This window comes from Virgibacillus indicus (genome assembly GCF_002266285.1).
Lineage (GTDB): Bacteria > Bacillota > Bacilli > Bacillales > Amphibacillaceae > Virgibacillus_K > Virgibacillus_K indicus.
In genome coordinates, this window is record NZ_NPMS01000003.1 from 272932 (window position 1) to 296619 (window position 23688).

The 23688-nt window shown below is 38.1% G+C and carries 29 protein-coding genes; 25 read left to right on the forward strand and 4 right to left on the reverse strand.

The genetic code is table 11. The features are described 5' to 3' along the window. The first annotated feature begins 22 nt into the window (after positions 1-22). Complete coding sequence (copZ, locus tag CIL03_RS08920; RefSeq protein WP_094885499.1) at positions 23-232, forward strand: copper chaperone CopZ; 210 nt, start codon at positions 23-25, stop codon at positions 230-232. A 713-nt stretch (positions 233-945) separates the two neighbouring features. Here the strand turns inward: copZ and CIL03_RS08925 are convergent. Beyond that, complete coding sequence (locus tag CIL03_RS08925; RefSeq protein WP_240508033.1) at positions 946-1143, reverse strand: cupin domain-containing protein; 198 nt, start codon at positions 1141-1143, stop codon at positions 946-948. Positions 1144-1343: 200 nt separating this feature from the next. Between CIL03_RS08925 and CIL03_RS08930 the strand changes: the two genes are divergently transcribed. From CIL03_RS08930 to CIL03_RS09000, 16 genes are all read left to right on the forward strand, one after another. Next, positions 1344-1604, forward strand: a complete 261-nt coding sequence (locus CIL03_RS08930; protein WP_094885501.1) for a metal-sensitive transcriptional regulator — start codon at positions 1344-1346, stop codon at positions 1602-1604. 148 nt (positions 1605-1752) lie between these two features. Beyond that, on the forward strand, positions 1753-2049 hold the full coding sequence (locus CIL03_RS08935; RefSeq protein ID WP_094885503.1) for a rhodanese-like domain-containing protein: 297 nt from the start codon (positions 1753-1755) through the stop codon (positions 2047-2049). 12 nt (positions 2050-2061) lie between these two features. Beyond that, the gene (locus CIL03_RS08940) at positions 2062-2634 is read left to right on the forward strand and encodes a sulfurtransferase TusA family protein (protein WP_094885504.1); all 573 of its coding nucleotides are present in this window, start codon (positions 2062-2064) and stop codon (positions 2632-2634) included. 22 nt (positions 2635-2656) lie between these two features. Beyond that, the gene (locus CIL03_RS08945) at positions 2657-3055 is read left to right on the forward strand and encodes a DsrE/DsrF/DrsH-like family protein (protein ID WP_094885506.1); all 399 of its coding nucleotides are present in this window, start codon (positions 2657-2659) and stop codon (positions 3053-3055) included. 31 nt (positions 3056-3086) lie between these two features. After that, entirely contained in the window at positions 3087-3314 is a 228-nt protein-coding gene (locus CIL03_RS08950) for a sulfurtransferase TusA family protein (protein ID WP_094885508.1), read from the forward strand. Positions 3315-3385: 71 nt separating this feature from the next. Next, positions 3386-4168, forward strand: a complete 783-nt coding sequence (locus CIL03_RS08955) for a sulfite exporter TauE/SafE family protein (protein WP_094885510.1) — start codon at positions 3386-3388, stop codon at positions 4166-4168. Positions 4169-4199: 31 nt separating this feature from the next. Further along, on the forward strand, positions 4200-4559 hold the full coding sequence (locus CIL03_RS08960; protein ID WP_094885511.1) for a rhodanese-like domain-containing protein: 360 nt from the start codon (positions 4200-4202) through the stop codon (positions 4557-4559). A gap of 15 nt (positions 4560-4574) precedes the next feature. Continuing rightward, entirely contained in the window at positions 4575-4736 is a 162-nt protein-coding gene (locus CIL03_RS20085; protein WP_240508034.1) for a rhodanese-like domain-containing protein, read from the forward strand. Then, positions 4712-4876 carry a rhodanese-like domain-containing protein gene (locus CIL03_RS20090; protein WP_240508041.1) on the forward strand — a complete coding sequence of 55 codons (165 nt, stop codon included), beginning with the start codon at positions 4712-4714 and terminating at the stop codon, positions 4874-4876. Before CIL03_RS20085 ends, CIL03_RS20090 begins: the two co-directional genes overlap by 25 nt. Positions 4877-4923: 47 nt before the next feature. After that, positions 4924-5313: a DUF302 domain-containing protein gene (locus tag CIL03_RS08970; protein WP_094885513.1), complete on the forward strand. Its 390-nt coding sequence runs from the start codon at positions 4924-4926 to the stop codon at positions 5311-5313. 201 nt (positions 5314-5514) lie between these two features. Continuing rightward, entirely contained in the window at positions 5515-6627 is a 1113-nt protein-coding gene (locus CIL03_RS08975; protein ID WP_420855406.1) for an MBL fold metallo-hydrolase, read from the forward strand. A gap of 778 nt (positions 6628-7405) precedes the next feature. Further along, positions 7406-8578 carry a hypothetical protein gene (locus CIL03_RS08980; protein ID WP_094885515.1) on the forward strand — a complete coding sequence of 391 codons (1173 nt, stop codon included), beginning with the start codon at positions 7406-7408 and terminating at the stop codon, positions 8576-8578. Between the two features lie 29 nt (positions 8579-8607). Continuing rightward, entirely contained in the window at positions 8608-9729 is a 1122-nt protein-coding gene (locus CIL03_RS08985) for a hypothetical protein (protein WP_094885517.1), read from the forward strand. A gap of 204 nt (positions 9730-9933) precedes the next feature. Beyond that, on the forward strand, positions 9934-10131 hold the full coding sequence (locus tag CIL03_RS08990; protein WP_036577114.1) for a cold shock domain-containing protein: 198 nt from the start codon (positions 9934-9936) through the stop codon (positions 10129-10131). 87 nt (positions 10132-10218) lie between these two features. Continuing rightward, positions 10219-10902 carry a class I SAM-dependent methyltransferase gene (locus CIL03_RS08995; RefSeq protein ID WP_094885518.1) on the forward strand — a complete coding sequence of 228 codons (684 nt, stop codon included), beginning with the start codon at positions 10219-10221 and terminating at the stop codon, positions 10900-10902. A gap of 1 nt (position 10903) precedes the next feature. After that, positions 10904-11203 carry a hypothetical protein gene (locus CIL03_RS09000; RefSeq protein ID WP_094885520.1) on the forward strand — a complete coding sequence of 100 codons (300 nt, stop codon included), beginning with the start codon at positions 10904-10906 and terminating at the stop codon, positions 11201-11203. A 294-nt stretch (positions 11204-11497) separates the two neighbouring features. Here the strand turns inward: CIL03_RS09000 and CIL03_RS09005 are convergent, their stop codons facing one another. Further along, positions 11498-12373 carry an NAD(P)-dependent oxidoreductase gene (locus CIL03_RS09005; RefSeq protein ID WP_094885521.1) on the reverse strand — a complete coding sequence of 292 codons (876 nt, stop codon included), beginning with the start codon at positions 12371-12373 and terminating at the stop codon, positions 11498-11500. Between the two features lie 101 nt (positions 12374-12474). On the opposite strand from CIL03_RS09005, the gene CIL03_RS09010 reads away from it, so the two are divergent. From CIL03_RS09010 to CIL03_RS09020, 3 genes are all read left to right on the forward strand, one after another. Then, positions 12475-12921: a GNAT family N-acetyltransferase gene (locus CIL03_RS09010; RefSeq protein ID WP_094885523.1), complete on the forward strand. Its 447-nt coding sequence runs from the start codon at positions 12475-12477 to the stop codon at positions 12919-12921. 54 nt (positions 12922-12975) lie between these two features. Further along, entirely contained in the window at positions 12976-13644 is a 669-nt protein-coding gene (locus CIL03_RS09015; RefSeq protein WP_094885612.1) for a TraR/DksA C4-type zinc finger protein, read from the forward strand. A gap of 115 nt (positions 13645-13759) precedes the next feature. Continuing rightward, positions 13760-13966, forward strand: coding sequence for a zinc ribbon domain-containing protein (locus CIL03_RS09020; protein ID WP_094885525.1), 207 nt, complete (start codon positions 13760-13762; stop codon positions 13964-13966). A 329-nt stretch (positions 13967-14295) separates the two neighbouring features. Here CIL03_RS09020 and CIL03_RS09025 read toward each other — a convergent pair whose 3' ends face one another. Together CIL03_RS09025 and CIL03_RS09030 are read right to left on the reverse strand one after the other, a co-directional pair. Further along, positions 14296-15087, reverse strand: a complete 792-nt coding sequence (locus CIL03_RS09025; RefSeq protein WP_094885526.1) for a zinc ribbon domain-containing protein — start codon at positions 15085-15087, stop codon at positions 14296-14298. 255 nt (positions 15088-15342) lie between these two features. Then, entirely contained in the window at positions 15343-16725 is a 1383-nt protein-coding gene (locus CIL03_RS09030) for a S1C family serine protease (protein WP_240508035.1), read from the reverse strand. A gap of 332 nt (positions 16726-17057) precedes the next feature. Here CIL03_RS09030 and CIL03_RS09035 point away from each other — a divergent pair, with 332 nt between their 5' ends. The 5 genes from CIL03_RS09035 to CIL03_RS09055 all read left to right on the forward strand — a co-directional run bounded on the left by CIL03_RS09035 (position 17058) and on the right by CIL03_RS09055 (position 23630). Next, positions 17058-17747, forward strand: a complete 690-nt coding sequence (locus tag CIL03_RS09035; protein WP_094885528.1) for a response regulator transcription factor — start codon at positions 17058-17060, stop codon at positions 17745-17747. Continuing rightward, positions 17747-19090, forward strand: a complete 1344-nt coding sequence (locus tag CIL03_RS09040; protein ID WP_094885529.1) for a sensor histidine kinase — start codon at positions 17747-17749, stop codon at positions 19088-19090. Before CIL03_RS09035 ends, CIL03_RS09040 begins: the two co-directional genes overlap by 1 nt. A 98-nt stretch (positions 19091-19188) precedes the next feature. Continuing rightward, entirely contained in the window at positions 19189-21018 is a 1830-nt protein-coding gene (gene typA / locus CIL03_RS09045; RefSeq protein WP_094885531.1) for a translational GTPase TypA, read from the forward strand. A 151-nt stretch (positions 21019-21169) separates the two neighbouring features. Then, positions 21170-22330: a PQQ-dependent sugar dehydrogenase gene (locus CIL03_RS09050; RefSeq protein ID WP_240508036.1), complete on the forward strand. Its 1161-nt coding sequence runs from the start codon at positions 21170-21172 to the stop codon at positions 22328-22330. A 277-nt stretch (positions 22331-22607) separates the two neighbouring features. After that, positions 22608-23630, forward strand: coding sequence for a hypothetical protein (locus tag CIL03_RS09055; protein WP_094885532.1), 1023 nt, complete (start codon positions 22608-22610; stop codon positions 23628-23630). Positions 23631-23688: the final 58 nt, after the last annotated feature.

Here is a 23688-nt window from a genome sequence, read left to right on the forward strand (position 1 = left end):
TGCTAAAGGAGGTGAAAAAGTAATGCAAACAAAAACTTTAGATGTTAAAGGCATGACATGTGGCCACTGCAAAATGTCAGTAGAAGGCGCACTTAATGAATTAGATGGAGTCTCTGTTGTAGAAGTTGATTTGAACTCTGGTAAAGTCGAAGTTACTTATGATGAAGCAAAAGTTTCATTGGATAATATGAGAGAAACAGTTGAGGATCAAGGTTATGATGTTGTAGCCTAAATATAAAAGGAAGCTGGTTTCCTGTTCAGGGAATCAGCTTTTTTAATTGAAAATTTTATGGATACACTTCAAATGTTTTCACACGAAATTCAAGAATCAAATAACATGTATCATGGTTACATTGGAGTTTGTTCCAATAAATAATGAAGTTAGTCATGCTGAAAGTAAACAAAATAATAATACGGAAATTTATTATAGATAACCGTAACCTCCACTTCAGCCAACAAACTTGCGCGAGTGTATCTAAGAGAGTGGGGTGTTAAACTAACATTTATTTGTGCTAATTTCAATAACTTCCTAATACAATGCTGAATGAACTTTGAGTAGATTGGATATCTAGGGGAACTATCGCAATTGAGTCCCAAAGCCTTTATTTTTGCCATTCGCCATCAAAACACTACCATGGACACAAACAAGGCCATGGGTGGGTTGCGGTTGTTGCTAAACACGGAAGTGTGTATACTGGTTCTCACTTGGCAACGGTGGATCAAAAGTGTGTCCTAAGTGGGTCAAAAACATGGTAGAGATGGAGCTGACCTATGTCTTTCACAGAGTCGTGGATAATACGATTTAAAACTGCTTCCATAATAGTTTCGTTGCCTAATACTAAATGCCGTCTATTGGTATCAATTTGTGAACAGAAATCTATCGTAGCTACTTCCCCTTCTTGCATAATCTAAATTATTTTTTGTATCTCCCATTCGAACAAGACCCTAACCTTCTTCAATACGTAGGAATTGGTCGACATTTGGATGAACTTCTAAACCAATATCTTCCCCAATACCGATACTCATCAATGTAACTTGTATGTGATTTCCAGTCCATATAGCAATGCGAAAAGTACGGTTTCGCTTTGCAGCTTCTTCAATATTTAATACAAATGGCTGTTTTCCTTGATCATTATATCCCAAACTTTGCGCTCTACCTATTTGCCTAGGATACTGGCTTTCTATTACTTGTGGGTAACCCCAGTATAAGCCAACGCTTAGGGGGAGGTAATAGTTAAAATTGTGCTCAGAAGGTAACTTTAACTTGGATAAAGGAAAAGGATTGACTATATACACCGTAGGGTATATAGTGATAAATATCATGAATAAGGAGAAATTTCGATATGAAATACGATGATAAAGTAAAAAACCGGATGAAACGGGTAGAAGGACAAATAAGAGGCGTACTGAAAATGATGGAAGAAGAAAAGGATTGTAAAGATGTTGTGACACAGTTATCTGCAGTTAAAACTGCTTTAGATCGTACTTCTGCATTAATTGTTAGTAAGAACCTGGAAGAGTGTATTCGCGAGGAACAGGCAAATGGCGAAAGTGCGGAAGCTGTTATTAATGAAGCTGTGAATTTACTTGTCAGAAGTAGATAAATTTCTGGATGGAAACCAGAAATTTTTTAGGCTTGACATAATACCGCATGGGGTATATAGTATTGGATGTAAAATGATTCTATATTTTTTTAAATACTTATATACCCATACAGGTAATGGTATATGGAATGAAAGGAGAGATAATTTAATGAAAGAAATCACTGCAAAGGAATTGGAACGAAAAATTAGGAACGGAGAAAACGTAAATATTATTGACGTTCGTGAAGATGAAGAAGTAGTATTAGGCAAAATTCCCTCTGCCCGGCATATCCCACTGGGCCAAATACTTGTAAAACATACCGCACTAGATAAAGGAAAACATTATTATATAGTTTGCCGTTCGTGGGGAAGAAGCGGCAATGCTTGTACTTTCCTTGAAGGTTATGGCTATGATGTAACTAATTTAGCTGGCGGAATGCTGAGCTGGGAAGGCGAAATGAAGTAAAGGAGGACAACGATGAATATAACTGCAAATGAAGTACTCGATGCAAAAGGTCTGGCATGCCCAATGCCAATTATACGGACGAAAAAAGCTATCACAAACCTTGAACCAGGGAAAGTATTGGAAGTGAAAGCAACCGATAAAGGATCAACTGCAGATATTAAAGCGTGGGCTGAAGGAACCGGTCACCAGTATTTAGGAACAATAGTAGAAGACGGCGTATTGAAACATTACATTCGTCGCGCAAGTGATCACGAAATAAAAGCAGAAAAGAAATTTGAACATGTCATTGATTTGGAAGAACTGCAACAAAAGATTGAAGCCAATGAAAATGTTACTGTCTTGGATGTGCGTGAACCAGCTGAGTATGCATTTGGCCATATTGCCGATGCAATAAATATACCCCTCGGGGAACTGGATGACAGAATCGATGAAATAAAAAGTGATAAAGAACTTTTCATCATTTGCCGCACAGGGAGCCGCAGCGATTTGGCTGCCCAAAAGCTGACAGAAAAGGGCATGGAAAATGTGAAAAATGTTGTTCCAGGCATGTCACAATGGAATGGCCCGGTGGAAAAAAATAACTAAAAAAAATCAGGAGGAATTTATCATGGCTAACTCAAAAGTAGCAATTATCGCATCAAACGGAGGATTATTCGACGCATATAAAGTATTCAATATCGCATCGGCTGCAGCAGCATCTGATGCAGAAGTAGGTATTTTCTTCACATTCGAAGGATTAAACCTAATTCATAAGGAAGCACACAAAAACCTGCCACTACCAGAAGGAAGGGAACATTTTGCAGAAGGATTCAAACAAGCAAATGTACCCTCGATCGAAGAATTGGTACAGGTTGCACAGGAAATGGATGTTAAATTGATTGGTTGTCAAATGACAATGGACGTTATGAACCTGGATAAAGATCAATTTATTGACGGAATTGAAGTTGGCGGAGCTGCAACATTTATTGAATTTGCTAAAGATGCAAATATCACACTGACATTCTAACACGGATGAAAAAAAACGAGGAGGATAAATCATGGAATCTGTTAAAGTCTTGGATGCAAAGGGATTGGCATGCCCGATGCCGATCGTAAAAACGAAAAAAGCAATGGATCAAATCAACAGCAACGAGATTCTCGAAGTCCATGCAACAGATAAGGGTGCTGAAAATGACTTGGCAGCATGGGTGAAATCTGGTGGACATGAAATTGTAAAAAGCACCGAAGAAGACGAGGTACTGAAGTTTTGGATTAAAAAAGGTTAATACCTAGTGATAATAGTATAAAAGAGGACCCAAATTATTGGGTCCCCTCTTATTCGAAGGGAATTAAGAGAATGGAATATAGTGTTTTATTTATCATAACAATATTTCTTATCGGTTTTGTTGGTTCCTTCATTTCTGGAATGGTTGGGATTGGTGGATCAATCATCAAGTATCCGATGTTATTATATATCCCTGCAATGCTTGGTCTATCCGCATTTACGGCTCATGAAGTTTCAGGTATCAGTGCCATTCAAGTATTGTTTGCGACTATCGGTGGTGTATGGGCTTATCGGAAAAGTGGCTATTTAAACAAAACTTTAATCATTTATATGGGTGCTGCCATTATGATAGGTAGTTTTATTGGAGGATTCGGTTCTCAATCCATGTCTGAAGCTGGAATTAATCTTGTTTATGGTATCCTGGCAACAATTGCTGCCGTGATGATGTTTATCCCAAAAAAGGGCATTGATAACATACCTTTGGAACAGGTTACCTTTAATAAATGGATTGCTGCTTTCTTTGCCTTCATTGTTGGGATTGGAGCAGGAATCGTTGGGGCTGCAGGAGCATTCGTTTTAGTGCCGATTATGCTCGTTGTATTAAAGATACCAACAAGAATGACGATTGCCACATCACTTGCTATAACATTTATCTCTTCAATTGGTTCGACCGCAGGAAAGCTTATGACTGGTCAAGTATTGTTTATACCAGCGGTCATTATGATTATCGCAAGTCTAGTTGCTTCGCCACTTGGTGCGAAATACGGTCAAAAAGTAAATACAAAAATATTGCAAGGTATCCTTGCTGTTCTGATATTGGGAACAGCTATTAAAATATGGTTGGACTTTTTCTGACCGATCATTTGGGAGAATAGGAGTTTGATTGATGGAAATTTTACAATGGATTATCGTGATCATTGCTGCAGGCTTTGTAATAAAGCTCTTCCTGCCGGCGAAAGGAATTTCGAATATAACTACAAAAGAAGCAAAAGATAAGTTTAAGGAAAAGGATGTTCAATTTATAGATGTAAGAACACCTGGTGAATATAAGGCAAATCATCAGAAAAAGTTTAAAAACATCCCATTATCCAACTTAGCAAGTCGTACCAGCGAATTGGATAAAAATACAGAAGTGGTCGTTATTTGCCAAAGTGGTATGCGTAGTGCAAAGGCTGCTAAAATTCTTAAGAACCAAGGATTTGAAAAAGTAACAAATGTTAAAGGCGGCATGAGTGCGTGGGTATAAGAAAGGGGATTATGGATGGCAAAACAAATAAATTCAGAAACAGTTGATAAGCGACTTCAAAATGGGGAAGATGTTTTAATTCTTGATGTGCGGGAAAAAAATGAAGTAAAAGAAGGGAAAATCCAGAAGCTAAACATATTCCACTCGGTCAGATCGCTTTACGTAAAGAAGAATTAAATAAAAATGAAACCTATGTTATTGTGTGCAAGTCCGGCAATCGCAGTAAGGCTGCCTGCGGTGTATTGGAAACACTGGGATATAAGGTAGAAGATATGGTTGGTGGAATGAACTACTGGAATGGTGTGTTGGATAAATAATTTTATTAGTAAATGTAACTCTATATTAGAAAGGAAGTTTTGAGCCTATGTTCCATTATACAGCAGAAACGGAAAAATCAATGGATGAAGCAATACAATCACTTGAGGAAAGCTTAAAGGAAGAAAAATTTGGGGTACTTTGGCAATTTGATATTAAAGAAACATTGCAGAAAAAAGGTTTTGATTTTGAACAGCCATATAAAGTTCTGGAAGTTTGCAATCCAAAAGAAGCAAATAACGTATTAACTGAAAATCAACTCGTAGGCTATTTCCTACCATGTAAGATTGTTGTGTACCAGGATTTAGAAACCAAAAAGACCAAAATTGGAATGCCAAAACCAACAGCTTTAATCGAAATGGTAAATGACGAATTAATAAAAGGCTTTGCAACTGATATAGAAAATAGACTGATTGCATGTATTAATAATAGTATATAACTTTTTTGAGAGTTACCGGGGAAATAAAGAGATGGAGTGAATTTTTTGTTTTCTCAACTTTGGAAGTGAATATTTTTTTACAATAAAAAATACCCACTAGGGTATAATATATAATGAGTATACCACAATGATAGGGATACGAAGTCATCAAAAACAAAATCATTAAAAATATTGGAGGTATTTATCTTGTCCTTTGTAGCAATGGAATCAAAAGTATTAGCAAAGAAAATTTTTAGTAAAGAAGAGTTGTTTATTTTGGATGTTCGTAATGAACAGGAATTCGGGGATTGGAAAATCGAAGGGGAAAACATTAGACACTTAAACGTACCGTATTTTGAACTGCTGGATGGCGTTGAAGAAATTAAGGATCAAATCCCCGTTGGTAAAGAGATTTTAGTTGTTTGTGCTAAAGAAGGATCATCTGTTATGATATCGGAAATGCTTTCGGATGCTGGCTTTGAAGTTTCCTACCTCAAAGGCGGTATGAAAGCATGGAGTGAACATATGGAGCCAGTTAAAGTAGGTGATTTGAACAGCGGCGGGGAATTATATCAATTTGTCCGTCTTGGTAAAGGTTGTTTGTCTTATATGGTTATTTCTAATGGAGAAGCAGCTGTTATCGATGCAACACGTATGACAGATATTTTTACAGATTTTGCAAATGAAAAAGGTGTCGTAATCAAGCATGCATTCGATACACACTTGCACGCTGACCATATTTCGGGTGGAAGAGAAATAGCTGAAAAAAATGGAGCAGCTTACTGGTTACCACCAAAAGATGCGGAAGAAGTAGTATTTGAATACAAAGCTTTACAAGAGGGGCAAGATGTTAGTATCGGAAATATAATGATTAACATCCATGCCTTATATTCTCCAGGCCATACCATCGGTTCAACATCTCTCGTAATAGATGAGACATATTTAATGACTGGTGACATACTTTTCATTGACTCAATTGGAAGGCCGGATCTTGCTGGCCTGGCACAGGATTGGGTAAGTGATTTGAGAGATACACTTTATAATCGTTATCGTGAACTTTCAGAAGAACTGATTGTATTACCTGCCCACTTTATGATTACTGAAGAGTTAAATGATGATGGAAGTGTTGCTAAGAAACTTGGTACACTTTTCGCTGAAAACCACGGGTTGAATATTGAAAGTGACGAAGAGTTCCGTAAATTAGTTACTGAAAATCTGCCACCCCAACCGAATTCCTATCAGAAAATCCGTGAAACCAATATGGGGAAAATTACTCCGGAAGAAGAAAAACAAAGAGAAATGGAAATAGGACCAAACCGATGTGCTGTTAGATAAAAGCCAATTTATACTTGTAAACAGTGCTGTTCTGTTGTCTATTTTAACTGGTGATATTGCTTTTTATTACTCACTTTAATTAGGACATTATTTGAACACTATATTTACCCAAGAACCCTTTTCAAGTGCAGTGAAGTAATCTACCCCAAATTTAGACAACTTTGTTTTAACCCTGTCCTTATATAAGGACAGGGTTATGTTTGTTTTGGTGCAAATTAATTTTATTATCACTATACAATTCTCACTGATTCTTGTTTTTTCGTGACCAACTTTTTGACCAACAAAGTTGTGAAATTAGATATTAACTTAAATAAAGTTTTTTCTTGGTATATACCCAAAACCCTTATTTAACAAGGTTTTTTAGAAGTTCATATAGATTAAGATAAGCCGAAAAAATATTTGCAAGATACAAATGTTTGGGGTGTGATATTAATTTATAATCTTGCACAAAAATTATTATAACAACTTTTATAGGGGATATCAAAAGGAAATTTATTGATAGGATAAGCTCTCCCTCTTAGTATCCAGTGAAAAGAACGGATATTCTCAATCTTGAACGGATATCCTATCAGAATACTGGAAAATTTCAACTACAGTCAAAAAGTGACCTTATCAATAAATGGGAATATTGTCTCTTGTGGATCTTACTTTTCATCAGTAACTTTCAACTGCCAATTCATATGAAATCTTAGTTTCCAAACTAAAAAACAGGGAATATATTCACGTAGATAATTATTTAATTGTTCTTTTTTATATTGAAATTTTGGGGGCAGAATATATGAAATCTGTGGCTGTAGGCATTATATCTGCACCAAACTTACCTGCTGATATTGCTCAGGATCTTAAAAATGAACTTTCTGATTTTTTAGCTGATTCCATTGATAGGAATGTGTCCTGGAAGATTGAGACACTTGTGGATCCGCTTATTGGAGTCGCTGAGGACACAAATGAAATTCTAGGTAAAGTGGAGAATATTAAAAGTGACCATAACTGGAATTATGCGATATGCCTGACAGATTTGCCGCTTTTTTTCGGAAAACAACTGGCAGCAGCAGATGCCAGTATAAAAAATAGTACTGCACAAATCTCCATTCCCATATTTGGTTTTATGCCAATGCGCAGCAGAATTAAAAAAGCTATTATAGGGATGATGAGGGAACTGTATTGCCGCTGCTCACCGAATGATTCATTTACAGCTGATCCTTTTCAAATGAAGAAAAGTTTTACAAAAAATAAATATCATCCAAGCAATAAAAAAGAAAAATCCACTTTATTACTGACGAAGCGAGTAGATACACATGAAGAAAAGGGGCAGGTGGATGTCCGTTATATTATTAGGTCACGTGTACTTGGCCGCCTTCGTGTGCTTTTGGGCATGACATTTGCAAATCAGCCATGGACTGCTTTGTTTTCGTTTAATAAGCTAACCACGCTCTCGTTTGCAACTGGTTCATATATTTCCATTTTCCCAACACCATGGAAATTGAGTATCGCATATACTCCGGACAGATTTATTGCCCTAACCGTTTTAGCAATTCTCGGAACTATTATCTGGGTGATTTTCTCACATGACCTGTGGGAAAAATCTACTGAAAAGGGAGAAGAGCGGTGGCGTAAATTATACAATGGGACAACATTTATTACCCTTGGGATTATCGTAGTTATTAACTATTGCCTGCTGTTCATCATATTTTTAGTTGCAATTGCCATTTTTGTACCGCCAGAGCTATTCAAAGCATGGACCGGGCTGGATGAGGAGCCTACACTGATATATTATTTCAGTCTGGTCTGGCTGATAACTTCACTCGGAACACTTGCTGGTGCTATTGGTACTGGTATTGAAAATAAAGAGAAAATCCGCGATATCACATACTCCTATCGACAAAAACAACGCTATAATGAAATCAAAAAAGAGGAAGAAGAGGCTGAACAGAAAAAGGAAAGTTATTAGTTCATTAAAAGGGAAAGGAGCCAGCAGGAATGGGAAAAGAATTAACGGTCGGGCTCATTGCTGCACCAGAATTGCCCGCTGAGATTGTTGAAAAAGCTATGGATATGCTGCCGGATCTTTTTGCTGAGAAAATTGATAAAACAATCTCCTGGAAAATTGAAATGATCATTGACCCGCTTGCAGGCTCTGCAGAAGAAGTTGACGATATTCTGGATGAAGCTGGAGAAATAAGGAATGAAAAAGGATGGGATTTCGCCATATGCCTGACAGACCTGCCAATCTTCTATGGCAAAGAAGTTGTTGCAGCAGATACATGTCATAAAAATCACATCGCTCAGATTTCCATACCTGCATTTGGCTGGCTGCCTTTTCGAGGTGCTGTCAAAAATGCAATCCTGCATATATTGAAAGAGCTGGTTTCATATTCTGAAAATGACCTTGGCAATAATTTGGAAAAAACTAAGTATGTAAAACAGCCTAAACAACTTGAAAAAAATTTCCCTATAGTTAAAGTGAAACGAATCAGACCGGCAAGATACCCTAAGGATGTTGATTTTCGCTATCTGGTTATCCCGAGAATTAATGGAAAAATAAGACTGTTAATTGGGATGACACAATCCAATCGGCCAATGAGTATCATGTCCTCCTTCAAAAAGGTTATTGCAATTGCCTTCACCACGGGTGCCTTTGGTCTTATTTTTACAACACTGTGGAATTTAAGCATCATTCTGAGCACTGCGAGGCTGAGCGGTTTAATGGTGGCTGCAATAAGTGTATTGATTATCTGGATCATCGTTACTCATAATTTATGGGAAAGGCCATCTACAAGAAACGAAAAAAGATTGAGGCATTTATATAATTTGACTACATTTTTTACTTTGTCTTTTTCAGTAATAATGTATTATTTCATTCTGTTTATCCTATTTTTAATTGCAGCATTGGTTTTAATTCCTCCTGGAGTCTTTAAGGAGGCCGTTGATTTTGCTGAGGGACCGGGGATCATTCAGTACTTGAGGCTTGCTTGGCTGACTGCTTCTATTTCCACAATCGCCGGAGCAATTGGTGCAGGAATGGAAAATGAAGAACTGGTGAGAGATATCACATATGGATATCGTCAAAAACGCAGGTATAAGGAGATTCAGAATCATTAATAGCTTGAGTTTTTGACCTAAAAAACACTTTATTAAAAAATAAATTCCGATTTACTTGCATTTTAATTCATAAAAGGTTAAAGTTAAAGAAGCAAAAGGAAATTGAAGTTTGAATAATACTTTACGATCTCTTTATCAAAGTGGTGTAAAAGTATTTGGATTCAATTATACTTTGCACGATATTTGTATAAGGAGGTCATTTTAATGACTGGTAAAGTAAAATGGTTTAACGCAGAAAAAGGCTTCGGTTTCATCGAGCGTGAAGACGGAGACGATGTATTCGTACATTTCTCAGCTATCCAATCTGAAGGTTTCAAAACTCTTGAAGAAGGTCAAGACGTTGAATTTGAAATCGTAGAAGGTAACCGCGGACCACAAGCAGCTAACGTTGTTCGTCTATAATAGATGATTTAAAGGCTTATCTCATTTCTGGGATGAGCCTTTTTTTGTTATAATTTATACATTGGATATGTGAATCGGAGGGGTAACATGTCTTTTAACTGGAGTAAGGAAGCTCAGAAACAATGGGATAACCGGGCAGGTTTCTGGAATGAAAAAAGCGCTGGTATGTGGGATAGTGGTAGCAGGAAAGAGATCATTCCATTTATAGAGAAGCATTTGGAAAAGGGAAGCAGTATACTTGATATTGGCTGTGGAGATGGATATGGTACCCAAAAGTTACATAAAGCTGGTTATAATGCAACAGGTGTTGACATTTCAAGGGAAATGATTTCACTGGCCAGCAAACTTGCAGAGAATAAACCAATTTCTTTTTTTCAGGCAGATATTAATGATATGTCTTTTGAAGGAGAGGGTTTTGATGGAATTATGTGTATTAATGTACTCGAATGGACAGAAGACCCTCATGAAGCATTAAGAAATCTCTCTAATGCCGTGAAAAAAGATGGACTCCTCTGCATCGGACTCCTAGGCCCGACAGCTGGGCCAAGAACAAATAGCTATCCGCGTTTGCATGGAAATAAGACCATTTGCAATACGATGATGCCATGGGAGTTCAAGCAACTGGCTTCAGAAAGTAATTTAAACTATCTGGATGGTTTTGGTGTTTATAAAAAAGGCGTGGAGGAACAGCATTACAAAGGGTTACCAATTGAACTAAAACAGGCCCTGACATTTATGTGGGTATTTATGCTGCAAAAAGTTGGTGAATAATGTGGATAAAAATGAAATGGAAAAACGGGTCATCGAGAACTATCAGCAAGATGAGAATATGATGGTATTGATTTATGCTCAATGGTGCATCAATAATGATCTGGACCCTGTGGCGGTATATGAACAAGCTTATCCTGGTCAAGCAAAAAACAATACTTTAACAGAAGCATTGGAGCTAACTGTCCCTAAAAAGGAATCAGATGACATTCCTGATCAGACTGTTCTCCAAGTACTTCAGCTTTTTGGAAATGATGATTTAGCTTTCGTTGTCCAGGGATTGATAGAAGATGGGGATAGATAAACTTTGCCTGTCTCATTATGTAAGGTTAGGGCTGGAAGTTTAGGCGCAAAGTATGTCCAAAAACAGAAAAGTTGAGAGACGTGTGCAATAAGTTGAGAGAAAACTGTATAAAGTTGAGAGAGAATCCCGAACAGTTGAGAGATAATTACCTATTCCTTTGTTGTCTCTCAACTTTTATCCATTGTCTCTCATCTTTGCTGCTATACCTCTCAACTCTCAACAATTATCTCTCAACTTTCATAGATGCATCCTTGATGTATCGCTAAACGGATGCTTCACATTACTACTTCCAAATTACTCCTCAAAAAGTTTAATCAAAGCTTGAGTACCACTGTCATTTTCTCCTTTTTCAGCAAGTTCCCCATAAAGCTCCAGTGAAAGGGCGAGACCTGGTGTTGTCAGACCAAGCTCCTGTGCGGACTCCAGTGCAATTTTCATATCTTTAATAAAATGCTTTACATAAAAACCTGGCGCATAATCATTCTTAATCATTCGCGGTGCAAGTTTGGATAAAGAAAAGCTTCCTGCTGCCCCTGCTGTAATGCTTTTAAGGACTGTCTCCGGATTTAACCCTGCTTTTTTGGCGTACATAATCGCTTCACAGACACCTATCATGTTTGAAGCAATCGTTATTTGATTAGCGAGTTTTGTATGCTGTCCTGCTCCAGCCTCACCCTGATAAACAATATTTTCTCCAAGAACGTTAAAAATAGGTAAAATTGCTTCAAAGGTATGTTTTTCACCACCAACCATAATGGATAAGCTTCCGTTTTTAGCACCAATGTCCCCGCCTGAAACTGGAGCATCCATTGCGTCAATACCTTTTGAGTTCGCTTTCTCATAAATTTCTTTCGCCAGTGATGGCTTTGATGTAGTCATATCAATTACAACAGTGCCAGCTTTGGAATTTTCCAATATGCCTTCATTTCCAAAGTAAATTTCTTTTACATCTTTTGGATAACCTACGATTGTAATTATAACATCAGAGGATTTGGCGAGTTCGGCTACTGAATCCTTCCATTTCGCTCCAAGTTCCAGAAGTTCTTTTGCCTTTACTTTTGTACGTGTATAAATATTCAGTGGGTATCCTGCCTTTTGCAGGTTTGCTGCCATGCTTTTTCCCATAACACCTGTTCCAATAAAACCTATTTTTTGATTATTTTCGTGCATTGCTATCAGTTCTCCTTTTTTTCATGCTATTAATTCTATTCGACAAAATCACCGGCGATTCCTTTTCATGGTATATTAAAAAGAAAAAAGAGGGGATTTTTATGGGGTGGCACATAAAAACATATAAGCAATTGACCAAAGATGAATTGTATGCGCTTTTGAAAGCAAGGGTGGATGTTTTTGTAGTGGAGCAGGAATGTCCTTACCCTGAATTGGATAATTATGATCAGGAATCCATTCATCTTTTCCTGAAGGTTAATGGGGAAATTGCAGCGAGTGTGCGGGTTTTACCGAAAAATTCCAAATACCCGGAAGTTTCGATTGGTCGTGTAATGGTGGTTAAAAAATTTCGTGGAAATAACTTTGCCCGGGAGATTATGCAGAAAGCGATGGACTTTGTTGTAGATGAGTGGAAGGAAAGGACGATAAAAATACAAGGTCAGCTCTATTTGAAAACATTTTACACATCTCTTGGTTTCAGGCAAATTTCCAAAATCTATTTAGAGGATGATATACCACATATTGACATGCTCTGGGAACAGAAATAAAGAATGATATCATTGCTTTTACACAAAGTATAACTACTAAGGAGGCTGATTATGATGATTACAAATGAACAGCTGTCTCAGTGTAAAAATACTTTGCTGGAGAGGCAAACTGAATTAATCAATCAATTGCAGGATCATTTTGATTTAACGGAAGAATTCTCCCAGGAATCTTTGGGCGAGCTTTCCAATTACGATAATCATCCTGCTGATCATGGAACAGAGCTATTTGAGAGAGGGAAGGATCTTGCATTAAATGAACATGCAGAAAAAGAACTGGAAGACATAAATAAAGCGCTACATGCTATTGAGGAAGGAACATATGGAATTTGCAGCAAATGTGGAGCCGATATACCTTTCGAAAGACTTGAGGCTGCCCCGGCTGCAGACAGGTGTGTGGAGCATGCAAGCGACACTATATTTGAGACTCACCGTACAATAGAGGAACAGGTTTTTAGTCCGAACATTAACCCGGATGAGGTAACAGCTGAAGAGCAAACTGGCTATGATGCTGAAGATGCGTGGCAGGAAGTAAGCCGTTATGGTACATCTGAAACGCCATCAGATTTCTACGGTGACCAGGATAATTACGATGAAATGTATCCAAACAGTGATGAAAACGTCGGGGAAGTGGAGGATCTGGAAGGTTTTTTATCAGCTGATATAGATGGTAAATACCAGGGTGTCACACCGAATCATAATAAATATGAAGATGAATATGAATAATAAAAGATTGCAGCGTGCACAATGTTCAAGAAATTGAAAAGGTGCACGCTTTAATTTTTCGGGATTTGAAACAAAATAGTCACATTATTCGTATTAAAAGGCAAGAGGTGATTATATGAAAGATAGTAAAGGCTGTATAAAGTGTGGAAGTACGGATGCGGATTCCAAGGAAGTCGCAATGACTGGAACAGGTTTATCGAAAATGTTTGATGTTCAGAATAACCAATTCATCGTTGTTTTTTGTAAAAGCTGTGGGTATTCAGAGTTCTATAATAAGAAAAGTTCCCGTGGAAGCAATATTGTTGACCTGTTTTTTGGATAGAGGAGCAAAGGCGCAAGCGCCCGTTTAGTGACGTACGGACTGGACTGAGCCGTAGGAGATAAAGGAAACACGGCGACCGTAGGGAGCCGATGTTGACTTTCACCACAAGGGTATAAGTGCGACTAAGCCTCTGGTTCCACCAATCGGCAAGTCTTCTTTATCGTACGAAGGTGAGGGAAGTCCGCTAGTCGTTGGGCGCTGGAGCCGGACGTGGCTGATTCGGTTGTTAATTTATCCACAGGTCAAAAATTTTATAATTTCCTGCAGATAAAAAGGCAGTTCCATGGCTGATAGCCTGTGGAACTGCCTTTTTGAATTTTTGTCTGAAATTAAAATCCGCCAAGTATACTGTCCATCATACCACCCATGAACATTCCCAAAACGTTTTGGATGAGGAAGCTGGAGACAATTAATGAAACCAGGCAAACCCCAAGGATGATAAAAATGCGGTCAAATCCATTTGCGGGCTGTTCCATAATAATGAAGACAGGAATTAGCAATATCGGTCCGATTAAGCTTAATACGATGATTGTCCCGGAAAATGGGATACTGATTAATGATAACAGGAATCCAAGTACGGCTAACACCAGAAAAGGAACAGAATATGCGCCAAATTTAGCCAAAGCTTTGGTAAATGATAATGTTTGTGCCGCCAGCTTTGCGCCTGCAAATGTCAATACAGCAAGGACTGCAAATAACACAAGAAACTGACCTAATGGAAGTAAAAAGCTGTCAACAAAAGAAATTTCCATGAAGATGGAACTTATTTGTCTGGCAACAAGATAAGTGCCTAAAGCAATAAATAATGAAAAAATAACCATTGTAATGATTCCGGGTATTAAGCTGGTGCTGCTTGTTTTTTGTGCTGCACTTGGCTCTTTTAACAGCTTTAGGAAGAACCCTCCAAAATCAGATGCCTCTTTTTTTAGTTTATCTACTGTCTCATTGCCTTCACTGGCTTTTGCCCCTCCCTGTGAATTTTCAATTGGTGGCGCGGCACCTTGGCCAACATTGTTCATTGGATCTGAAGCGGCTGCGGCTTCCTCGCCAGACAACTGAGCCCCACAATTGGTGCAAAATTTTCCCGGTTCAGTCTGTTGTTCGCAATTCGGACAAATCATAATAGCACTTCCTTTCGGTAATCTCTGGATAATACGCTAACTGTGCACTATCTGTAAACCTAATGATACTATTCGACAAATTTTTTTGAAATCCTTGTTTATTTGGGATTTAAAAATGACGAAAGTACTTCTATTTAAATATATCGAAAGGAAGCAAAAAAAGAAGGGTTAATTTCACCCTTCTTTAAGTTTGGTAAATTATTTAGATTATTCGTTGGCAGGTGGGATATCCGTGCAAGCCGATTTCACAAAAACCTATTCTCTAGCCTGTAACTGCAATTCAGCGGTTTGGGCTTTCCCATCCCGGTAAAATTCTATTTCAATCGTATCTCCAATTTTTGTTTCGGAATATAGATATTTTCTCAATTCCAGAATGGATGTTATTTCATTGCCATTAATTTTGGTAATTACATCAAACTGCTGGAGTCCTGCTGTATCTGCGGATGATCCTGTTTGTACATCTGCAACTACCATTCCTCCTTTAACGTCCTCAGGCAATGCGATTTCACTTCGGTATTGTGGTGGCACTTGATTTAAGGAAGCTGTAGATATGCCAATTAATGGCCGTTCGATCTCACCATTTTGTTCAAGCTGTTCCATTATTGGAAGGGCTGAATCCATTGGAATTGCAAATCCGATTCCCTCCACTTCCTGTTTAGCAATTTTCATTGAATTTATTCCGATAACTTCTCCGTCACTGTTAACTAAAGCACCACCGCTGTTACCAGGGTTAATCGCAGCATCCGTCTGAATTACTTCAGTGACCCAATCAGGCCGTGCATCACCATTCGTATCAATGCTCACTGAACGGTTCAAGCCGCTGACGATTCCTTTCGTAACAGTATTAGCAAAGTTCATTCCCAGTGGGTTTCCGATTGCGATAACAGTTTCCCCCACTTTTAAACCTTCAGATGTTCCGATGTTGGCAACAGTATCTATTTTTTCTCCGTTAACTTCTAAGACAGCAAGGTCTGTTAATGCATCCGTACCTAAAACCTTTGCCTGAACTCGCTCATCATCATTCAGGACAATTTCAACTTCCTGTGCACCTTCCACAACATGCTGATTGGTTACAATATATGCTTTCCCGTTTTCTTTTTTATAAATAATTCCGGATCCTGTTCCTGCTTCCTGACTTTGTGTCCATACGCTTTGTTTTTGTAAATTAACAACTCCAACTACCGCCTCGGATGTTTCCTCAATATTTGTTGAGGTATCGGCATTCTCTGAAGATAGTGTTTTTATTACTTCAGGAGTGCTGCTGTCATTGTTTCCTTTTGTATCAGCTGAACTGCCGGTTGAATTACCAACTGGAATAACATTGGTTGTAAAAAGTAATACGACGATAACTGCTGAGATTACTCCGCCAACAACTCCTCCGATTAGCGCGCTTCCACCTGATTTATTTTTGGAAGCTTTTTTGCTTTTTGTTTTTGTTTTTGTATTATCATTTTTCTGATTCTCTCCAGGGATATTTTCGGAAGGTTGAGCAGTCGTTTGCGGATTCTCACCATAATCATTTTCCTCAGACTCAGATCTCAATTCCTGATTCGCTGTACTATTATTTTCCACATCCTCAGATGTCATTTCCTGTTTTTCATTACGATCAAGTGATTTATTTTCTTCATTACTTTCCATATAGAGTATCACCCTTTTTTTAAAAAATAACAGGTTAACGGGCTTTAAGTACCACCACAAGGCATCGAGGGGAACGAAGGGGGTCCCTTTTGGAGTACTGCCCGCTGCAACCTGACAAGCAATACATGCAACCAATAAAATTTCCTTAAAATTATTGGCTTTTGTATCGCTGTATAGTTACATAATAAAGGCTCACTTTGGGATAGATTTGGTATAAATGTGGAAAAAGTGTGTAAAAGCTATCTTTTGATGAATAAATGAGATGGTCAAATGAAAACGCACAGTATGATAAAATAAGAGTAACTATTTGACGGATAAAGGAGAAATTACCTATGAACTACCATATTGGGGTCGTTGAAGATGATAAAAATATACAGGATATCGTTTCTGCCTATTTAAAGAAAGAAGGCTTTGAAGTAACGATACTAGGCTCTGCCGAGGAAGCGTGGGATATATGGGAATCCAGCCCTCCGGATATGTGGGTGCTTGATATCATGCTGCCAGGAATGGACGGGTACGAATTTTGCAGGAGAATACGTAATGAAAGTGAAGTTCCAATCATTATTATCTCTGCGAAGGACGATGAGATTGATAAGATTCTTGGACTTGAATTGGGTGGAGATGACTACCTGACAAAGCCGTTCAGTCCCAGAGAATTAATTGCCCGAATTAAGCGGCTTTTTAAACGATCGCATCCTGTGAGAGAATCAAATGAATCATCTAATAATAAAGTTAAGGTTGACCATTTATTAATTTATAAAAATGATCGCCGGATATTTTGGGACGGGCAGGAAGAGGAGATAACAACGAAAGAATTTGATATGCTGCTGTTATTTGCTGAAAATGTGAATCGGGCATTTTCCAGAGAAGAATTATTGGTGAAGATCTGGGGAGAAGATTATTTTGGAAGTGACCGGGCAGTAGATGATTTGGTGAAACGAATCAGAAAAAAATTTGCGGATATCCCATTGGAAACTGTGTGGGGTTTTGGGTACCGCCTCAGAAGTGATGAGGAAAACTAATGAAACTTCAATCTCAGTTGAATGCTGCATTTACAACATTGCTGCTGGTGATTATGGCTGTGACTGGATATGTGATTTATTCACTAATCTTAGACATGTTAATACAGGACGAGCAAAGACAACTGGAACAAAAAGGTGAGATCCTGGTAGATGTTTTAAATGAACAGCATGGAAACAGAATAGACCTTCAGCAATTCGGTGCCTTCCTGCAGAATCAGGATTTACAATTGTTTCTGTATGACAGGAATCAAAATGCTGTTTTCTTTTCAACAATGTCGAACACTGTGTCAAATGGATTTTTTCAAAACAATAATTTTGCAGATGAAAATGAAACCCTTTGGGAATTTCAAAATGATAAATATGTTACATCAAGAATTATTGTATATCCGGAAAGTACAGGTCTGGAATTAATATTACTTACTCCACTGAATGATTTACAGATGGTACAGCAAAACTTTGTTCTTCGTTTATTTATCGTTTTTCTAATAGGGGGAGCAGCCGCGGTGCTATTAAGTTATTTTATGACGAATAAATTAGTAACTCCACTTTCCCAATTAAAAAGGCAATTAAAAAAGATCGAAAAACGGCAATTTGATGATATTGAGAGAGTTAAAGCTACAGGAGAAATTAAGGAAGTTGAGCAAAGTGTTAATGAAATGGCCAGAGAACTGCAGCGCTATATGAATTCGCAGCAAACCTTTTTCCAAAACGCCAGCCACGAATTAAAAACACCGTTAATGACTATTCAAGGCTATGCTGAGGGAATTAAGGATAAAATATTTGATGAAAAAGACCAGGAAAAAGGCCTGGAGATAATGGTTTCAGAGGTGAATCGACTAAAAAAGATTATTAACGAAATGATTCTGCTGGCTAAACTGGATACGGAATCGGATGTCTATGAGCCTGAAGAAATCAGTGTTTCCGACCTGACTGCCCAGGTGATCGAAAGGGTATTGCCTTTAGTTAATGAAAAAGGGATTGAATTACAAAAACAGGTGGACAATAAAGTAACAGTATTCGCTGATGAAGAAAAACTTCTTCGGGCATTGCTGAATTTAACGTTTAATGGAATCCGTCATGCTAAAACTAAGGTGAATATTCATGTGTTTAGCGAAAATGATCATGCCGTAATCAGGGTCGATGATGATGGGGATGGGGTTTCAGAAGATTTGATTCCACATATTTTCCACCGGTTTGTAAAAGGTAAGAATGGGGAAACTGGTTTGGGACTGGCCATTGCACGTGCAATTATTGAGCAATCTGATGGGAAAATAACTGTTGGCAAATCAGAGTTCGGTGGTGCGAGGTTTGAAATCACCTTCACAAACAGACGTCAAAATTAGACTTTATACAGCATCTGATAAAAAAGTTGATATATCGATACTTTTTGTGATACAATTGTATGGTTTTCATCCCGTTATTATAGAGGAGCGTACTTTTTATGCAATTAAGAGAAGATATTCGTAATATTGCCATTATTGCCCACGTTGACCATGGTAAAACAACACTCGTGGATCAGCTGCTGAAATACTCAGGAACTTTTCGTGAGAACGAACAAGTAAATGAAAGAGCAATGGACTCCGGCGATATTGAAAGAGAACGTGGTATTACGATTTTAGCGAAAAATACAGCCGTTAAATATAAAGATACAGCCATCAATATTTTGGATACACCAGGGCACGCTGACTTTGGCGGTGAAGTGGAACGTATTATGAAAATGGTTGATGGTGTGGCATTAGTTGTGGATGCATATGAAGGAACGATGCCGCAAACACGCTTTGTATTGAAAAAGGCATTGGAACAAAAGTTGACGCCAATTGTGGTTTTAAATAAAATTGATCGGCCGAACGCAAGGCCTACGGAAGTAATTGATGAAGTTCTGGATTTATTCATTGAGCTTGGTGCAGATGATGAACAGCTCGAATTTCCGGTTGTTTATGCATCTGCATTGAATGGAACATCCGGATTAGAACCGGAAGACCAGCAGGAAACGATGGATCCGATTTTCTCGACTATTCTGGAGCATATTCCAGCACCAGTGGATAATCATGAAGAAGCCCTGCAATTTCAGGTGACTTTGCTTGACTACAATGATTATGTGGGCCGTATCGGAATAGGCCGGATTGTTCGGGGAACGATTAAAGTGGGACAACAAGTTGTCGTAATGAAAAAGGACGGATCACAAAAGTCATTCCGCATCAGCAAGCTTTTTGGATTTAAAGGACTCAAACGTATGGAAATCCAGGAGGCAAAAGCCGGGGATATTGTTGCAATCTCAGGATTGGATGATTTAAATATCGGAGAAACGATTTGCCCGCAGGATCATCCTGAAGCATTGCCAATGCTGCGTATTGATGAACCAACATTGCAAATGACTTTTGTGGTAAATAATAGTCCATTTGCAGGTAAAGAAGGTAAATATATTACATCACGACGAATTGAAGAGCGATTATTGAAACAGCTGGAAACAGATGTCAGTCTGCGTGTTGACCCGACGGAATCACCAGATGCCTGGATTGTCTCCGGACGTGGTGAATTGCATTTGTCGATTTTAATCGAAAATATGCGCAGAGAAGGTTTTGAACTGCAGCTTTCTAAGCCAAAGGTTATTATTAAAGAAATCGATGGCCAGAAATGTGAACCGATGGAACGCGTTCAAATTGATGTTCCAGAAGAATATACCGGTCCGGTTATGGAATCCCTTGGTGCGCGAAAAGGTGAAATGCTGGATATGGTAAACCAGGGAAATGGACAGGTCCGCCTGGAATTTAAAGTGCCATCACGAGGACTACTTGGATATTCAACCGAATTTATGACACAGACACATGGCTATGGTATTTTAAACCATACGTTTGATGCTTATGAGCCGGTTGTAAAAGGACATGTTGGCGGCAGACGGGAAGGTGTTCTCGTTGGTCTGGAAAATGGTAAGGCTTCTACCTATGGTATTATGCAGTTGGAAGACCGAGGGGTTATTTTCGTCGATCCTGGAACCGATATTTATGCCGGTATGATTGTTGGAGAGCATAATCGTGAGAATGATCTAACTGTTAATATTACGAAAGAGAAACATCTAACAAACATCCGATCAGCTAACAAAGACCAAACGTCAACTATCCGAAAAACAAGAAGCATGTCATTAGAAGAGGCAATCGAGTATCTTGATGATGATGAATACTGTGAAGTAACACCAGCATCGATTCGTTTGCGTAAAAAAATACTGAACAAAAGTGAACGGGAAAAAGCAGCGAAGAAATCTAAATTAGGTTAAAGCAGCAAGCATGGGAATGATTCTCATGCTTGTTTTTTTATAAGCATAAAAATATTTTTAGTTGTAGTTGCTTATCATAATAGGTACACTGAATCCAATAAATCAGAGTGAGGTGTTTTCCATTCGATACGTATTGCTGGCTGGCATGGTGTTGTTAATTACTTTTACAGTTGCATGTTCGAACGAAATGGATCTGGAGACAGAACAAGAAAAAGATTCCGAGGAAACAGATGACGACAGTAACGCTGAGAAAGAGGAAAACGGAGAGGTGGATAATTCGGAGCAGGCAGAACAGGAAAGTGAGTCTCGAGAAACTAGTAATAACGAAGATCCTAAAGAGATGAATGAGGGGAAAGTTATAGCAGAAAATCTGGAGCAGCCTTGGGAGATTGCTTATCTTGAGGATACATTTTATATCAGTGAACGCACCGGTTCAATTGCAAGCATAAAGGAAGGGGAGCTAACAAGAAAACCGGTTGAATTTGATCAGAGTCTATCCAATCAGTCGGAAGCGGGTTTACTGGGAATTGCCATGCCTGATGATTTTAAGGAAACAAATACTGCTTACGCCTATTACTCCTACCAGGAAGATGAGGATTTTTTCCAGAGGGTGGTTACAATAAAAGAATCCGATGGCAGCTGGCAGGAAACTTCCATTCTGCTGGACAAAATACCAGGAGGGCAGTTTCATCAGGGCGGGCGGATTGAAATTGGGCCTGATAAGAAATTATATATAACCACTGGTGATGCTACTGTTCCTGAGTTATCACAGAAACTGGACAGTTTAGCAGGAAAGATCCTTCGTATGAACCTGGACGGCACGATACCAGATGACAACCCTTTTAATAATTCCTATATTTACTCATATGGCCACCGTAATCCGCAGGGACTTGCATGGGGACCGAATAATGAGTTCTATGCAACAGAGCATGGATCGGAAGCATATGACGAAATTAATGAAATAAAACCTGGATACAACTATGGCTGGCCAATTATCCGTGGAGACGAAGCAGCTGAGAATATGGAAACACCGGTTATCCATTCAGGTGAAGATACGTGGGCGCCTTCAGGAATGGCTTATTACCGTGGTAACTTTTATTTTGCTTCATTAAGGGGGGAAGGATTGAGAAAGTTTGACCCAATCAATGAGACTCAAGATATAATCATCTCAGATGCAGGACGGGTACGTGATGTACTTGCGGCAGAGGGTGGCGTCTATATTATTACAAATAATACGGATGGGCGCGGCGATCCATCACGAGATGATGATAAACTGATTTTTATTCCGATCCCGGAAAACCAGCTGCACTAAAAGAAACGGGCTATATCAGATTCCGTTGCCTGTCATAAAAGCCGAATGGATACATCGAGATAATAACGAAAATATTTATCCAATTGCGCCGCAAAATGCGGTGCTTTTTATTATTAAAATAAAGTTAATCGTTTCTAATGTTGATATTGTCAATTCCTTTTACACTCTATTTAGAAAAGTTATAATAACAGTGTTATTATTAAAAAAGCTCCAATAAAAGATGTAGTTAATAACGGCTTCTGAAGTATTTCATCCAATAAGAAGGAGAGTTATCCTGTTGAAAAATATTTTTAATAGCATACTATTATTAATTGCTGCAGAAACAATAATGATTCCCATCTATTATATACTAGTAATTGGTTTAGCTTTCAATGATTCAGGTTTTGAAACAGATGATTTCATGGAATTCATTTCCATACCATTTCCAGTTTGGATATTTATTGCTGTTGTTTTCATTGCAGTCTTTTTCCTGAATAAACTAAACTGTCATAGGATATTACTAAAATTCATTTACATTCCAATTAAATTACTGATGATTGCTATTTTCTTTTTCAGCTATATGGGCGTTTACATGACAGAAGAAGTGAATAATCAGTACAATCCTGTCACAATTATACAAAATATAAGTAAAGAAGCGGAACGTGCTGCGTTAATAGAAACTCAAGAAAAGGAATATGGAAACTTTATAAACAACCAATCCGATTATGAAGAAATACATACAATGGATTATGAAAATACAAGGCTGACTTTATTAATAGATTCCAGTCACGATTCGTTATATATAATGTATGAAGACGATGAAAATAGTATCTTTAAATCTTTACCCCAATTTGACAAACCCTTTAGTCAGATTCAAACAAAATTTTCTTATCCAATAACAGATTCCCCCATTGGAGAGCTGTTATACGCTAAGGATTCGAATCATCACTATTATATTATGAATCCATCAAATAGATTAGCTTTTCAGTTATTCGGAGAACCTAATATCATTGTTTCGAATGAACGAAATAACCTGGAAATGCTTTTGGGGGATATTTTAATGAACAATGTGCGTACACATTCAATTTCCTATAAAAATGGAAACGTGTATAGAACCGGTGAAATTGATGATGACTTGACATGGGAATTTTTCAAAAACGGGGAGAAAATATTGGGCAGGGACGCAAGTGATGAATTAAGTTTGGAACTTTCTTCTTTACCTCATATATTTGATGAACAAGGTGAATATAGTGCTTATTTAACTTCCTATATTGAGGGGGGACATCGCAAAGTAAGTAATACGGTTCATTGGTCCAATTGAGATAGAACGACCAAGGCAGGCCTGTTGTAAAAGTAATCATTATAAAGTTTGAAAATTG

What these genes read in the sequence shown, in the direction of transcription:
- CIL03_RS09030 (WP_240508035.1), bottom strand. Translation starts at nt 16,725, where the DNA reads ATGGAAAGTAATGAAGAAAATAAATCACTTGATCGTAATGAAAAACAG.
- CIL03_RS08930 (WP_094885501.1), top strand. Translation starts at nt 1,344, where the DNA reads ATGAAATACGATGATAAAGTAAAAAACCGGATGAAACGGGTAGAAGGA.
- copZ (WP_094885499.1), top strand. Translation starts at nt 23, where the DNA reads ATGCAAACAAAAACTTTAGATGTTAAAGGCATGACATGTGGCCACTGC.
- CIL03_RS09040 (WP_094885529.1), top strand. Translation starts at nt 17,747, where the DNA reads ATGAAACTTCAATCTCAGTTGAATGCTGCATTTACAACATTGCTGCTG.
- CIL03_RS08985 (WP_094885517.1), top strand. Translation starts at nt 8,608, where the DNA reads ATGGGAAAAGAATTAACGGTCGGGCTCATTGCTGCACCAGAATTGCCC.
- typA (WP_094885531.1), top strand. Translation starts at nt 19,189, where the DNA reads ATGCAATTAAGAGAAGATATTCGTAATATTGCCATTATTGCCCACGTT.
- CIL03_RS08950 (WP_094885508.1), top strand. Translation starts at nt 3,087, where the DNA reads ATGGAATCTGTTAAAGTCTTGGATGCAAAGGGATTGGCATGCCCGATG.
- CIL03_RS09010 (WP_094885523.1), top strand. Translation starts at nt 12,475, where the DNA reads ATGGGGTGGCACATAAAAACATATAAGCAATTGACCAAAGATGAATTG.
- CIL03_RS09015 (WP_094885612.1), top strand. Translation starts at nt 12,976, where the DNA reads ATGATTACAAATGAACAGCTGTCTCAGTGTAAAAATACTTTGCTGGAG.
- CIL03_RS08975 (WP_420855406.1), top strand. Translation starts at nt 5,515, where the DNA reads ATGGAATCAAAAGTATTAGCAAAGAAAATTTTTAGTAAAGAAGAGTTG.
- CIL03_RS09005 (WP_094885521.1), bottom strand. Translation starts at nt 12,373, where the DNA reads ATGCACGAAAATAATCAAAAAATAGGTTTTATTGGAACAGGTGTTATG.
- CIL03_RS20085 (WP_240508034.1), top strand. Translation starts at nt 4,575, where the DNA reads ATGGCAAAACAAATAAATTCAGAAACAGTTGATAAGCGACTTCAAAAT.
- CIL03_RS08960 (WP_094885511.1), top strand. Translation starts at nt 4,200, where the DNA reads ATGGAAATTTTACAATGGATTATCGTGATCATTGCTGCAGGCTTTGTA.
- CIL03_RS08990 (WP_036577114.1), top strand. Translation starts at nt 9,934, where the DNA reads ATGACTGGTAAAGTAAAATGGTTTAACGCAGAAAAAGGCTTCGGTTTC.
- CIL03_RS08970 (WP_094885513.1), top strand. Translation starts at nt 4,924, where the DNA reads ATGTTCCATTATACAGCAGAAACGGAAAAATCAATGGATGAAGCAATA.
- CIL03_RS08955 (WP_094885510.1), top strand. Translation starts at nt 3,386, where the DNA reads ATGGAATATAGTGTTTTATTTATCATAACAATATTTCTTATCGGTTTT.
- CIL03_RS08995 (WP_094885518.1), top strand. Translation starts at nt 10,219, where the DNA reads ATGTCTTTTAACTGGAGTAAGGAAGCTCAGAAACAATGGGATAACCGG.
- CIL03_RS09035 (WP_094885528.1), top strand. Translation starts at nt 17,058, where the DNA reads ATGAACTACCATATTGGGGTCGTTGAAGATGATAAAAATATACAGGAT.
- CIL03_RS09025 (WP_094885526.1), bottom strand. Translation starts at nt 15,087, where the DNA reads ATGATTTGTCCGAATTGCGAACAACAGACTGAACCGGGAAAATTTTGC.
- CIL03_RS08945 (WP_094885506.1), top strand. Translation starts at nt 2,657, where the DNA reads ATGGCTAACTCAAAAGTAGCAATTATCGCATCAAACGGAGGATTATTC.
- CIL03_RS09020 (WP_094885525.1), top strand. Translation starts at nt 13,760, where the DNA reads ATGAAAGATAGTAAAGGCTGTATAAAGTGTGGAAGTACGGATGCGGAT.
- CIL03_RS08940 (WP_094885504.1), top strand. Translation starts at nt 2,062, where the DNA reads ATGAATATAACTGCAAATGAAGTACTCGATGCAAAAGGTCTGGCATGC.
- CIL03_RS08935 (WP_094885503.1), top strand. Translation starts at nt 1,753, where the DNA reads ATGAAAGAAATCACTGCAAAGGAATTGGAACGAAAAATTAGGAACGGA.
- CIL03_RS08980 (WP_094885515.1), top strand. Translation starts at nt 7,406, where the DNA reads ATGAAATCTGTGGCTGTAGGCATTATATCTGCACCAAACTTACCTGCT.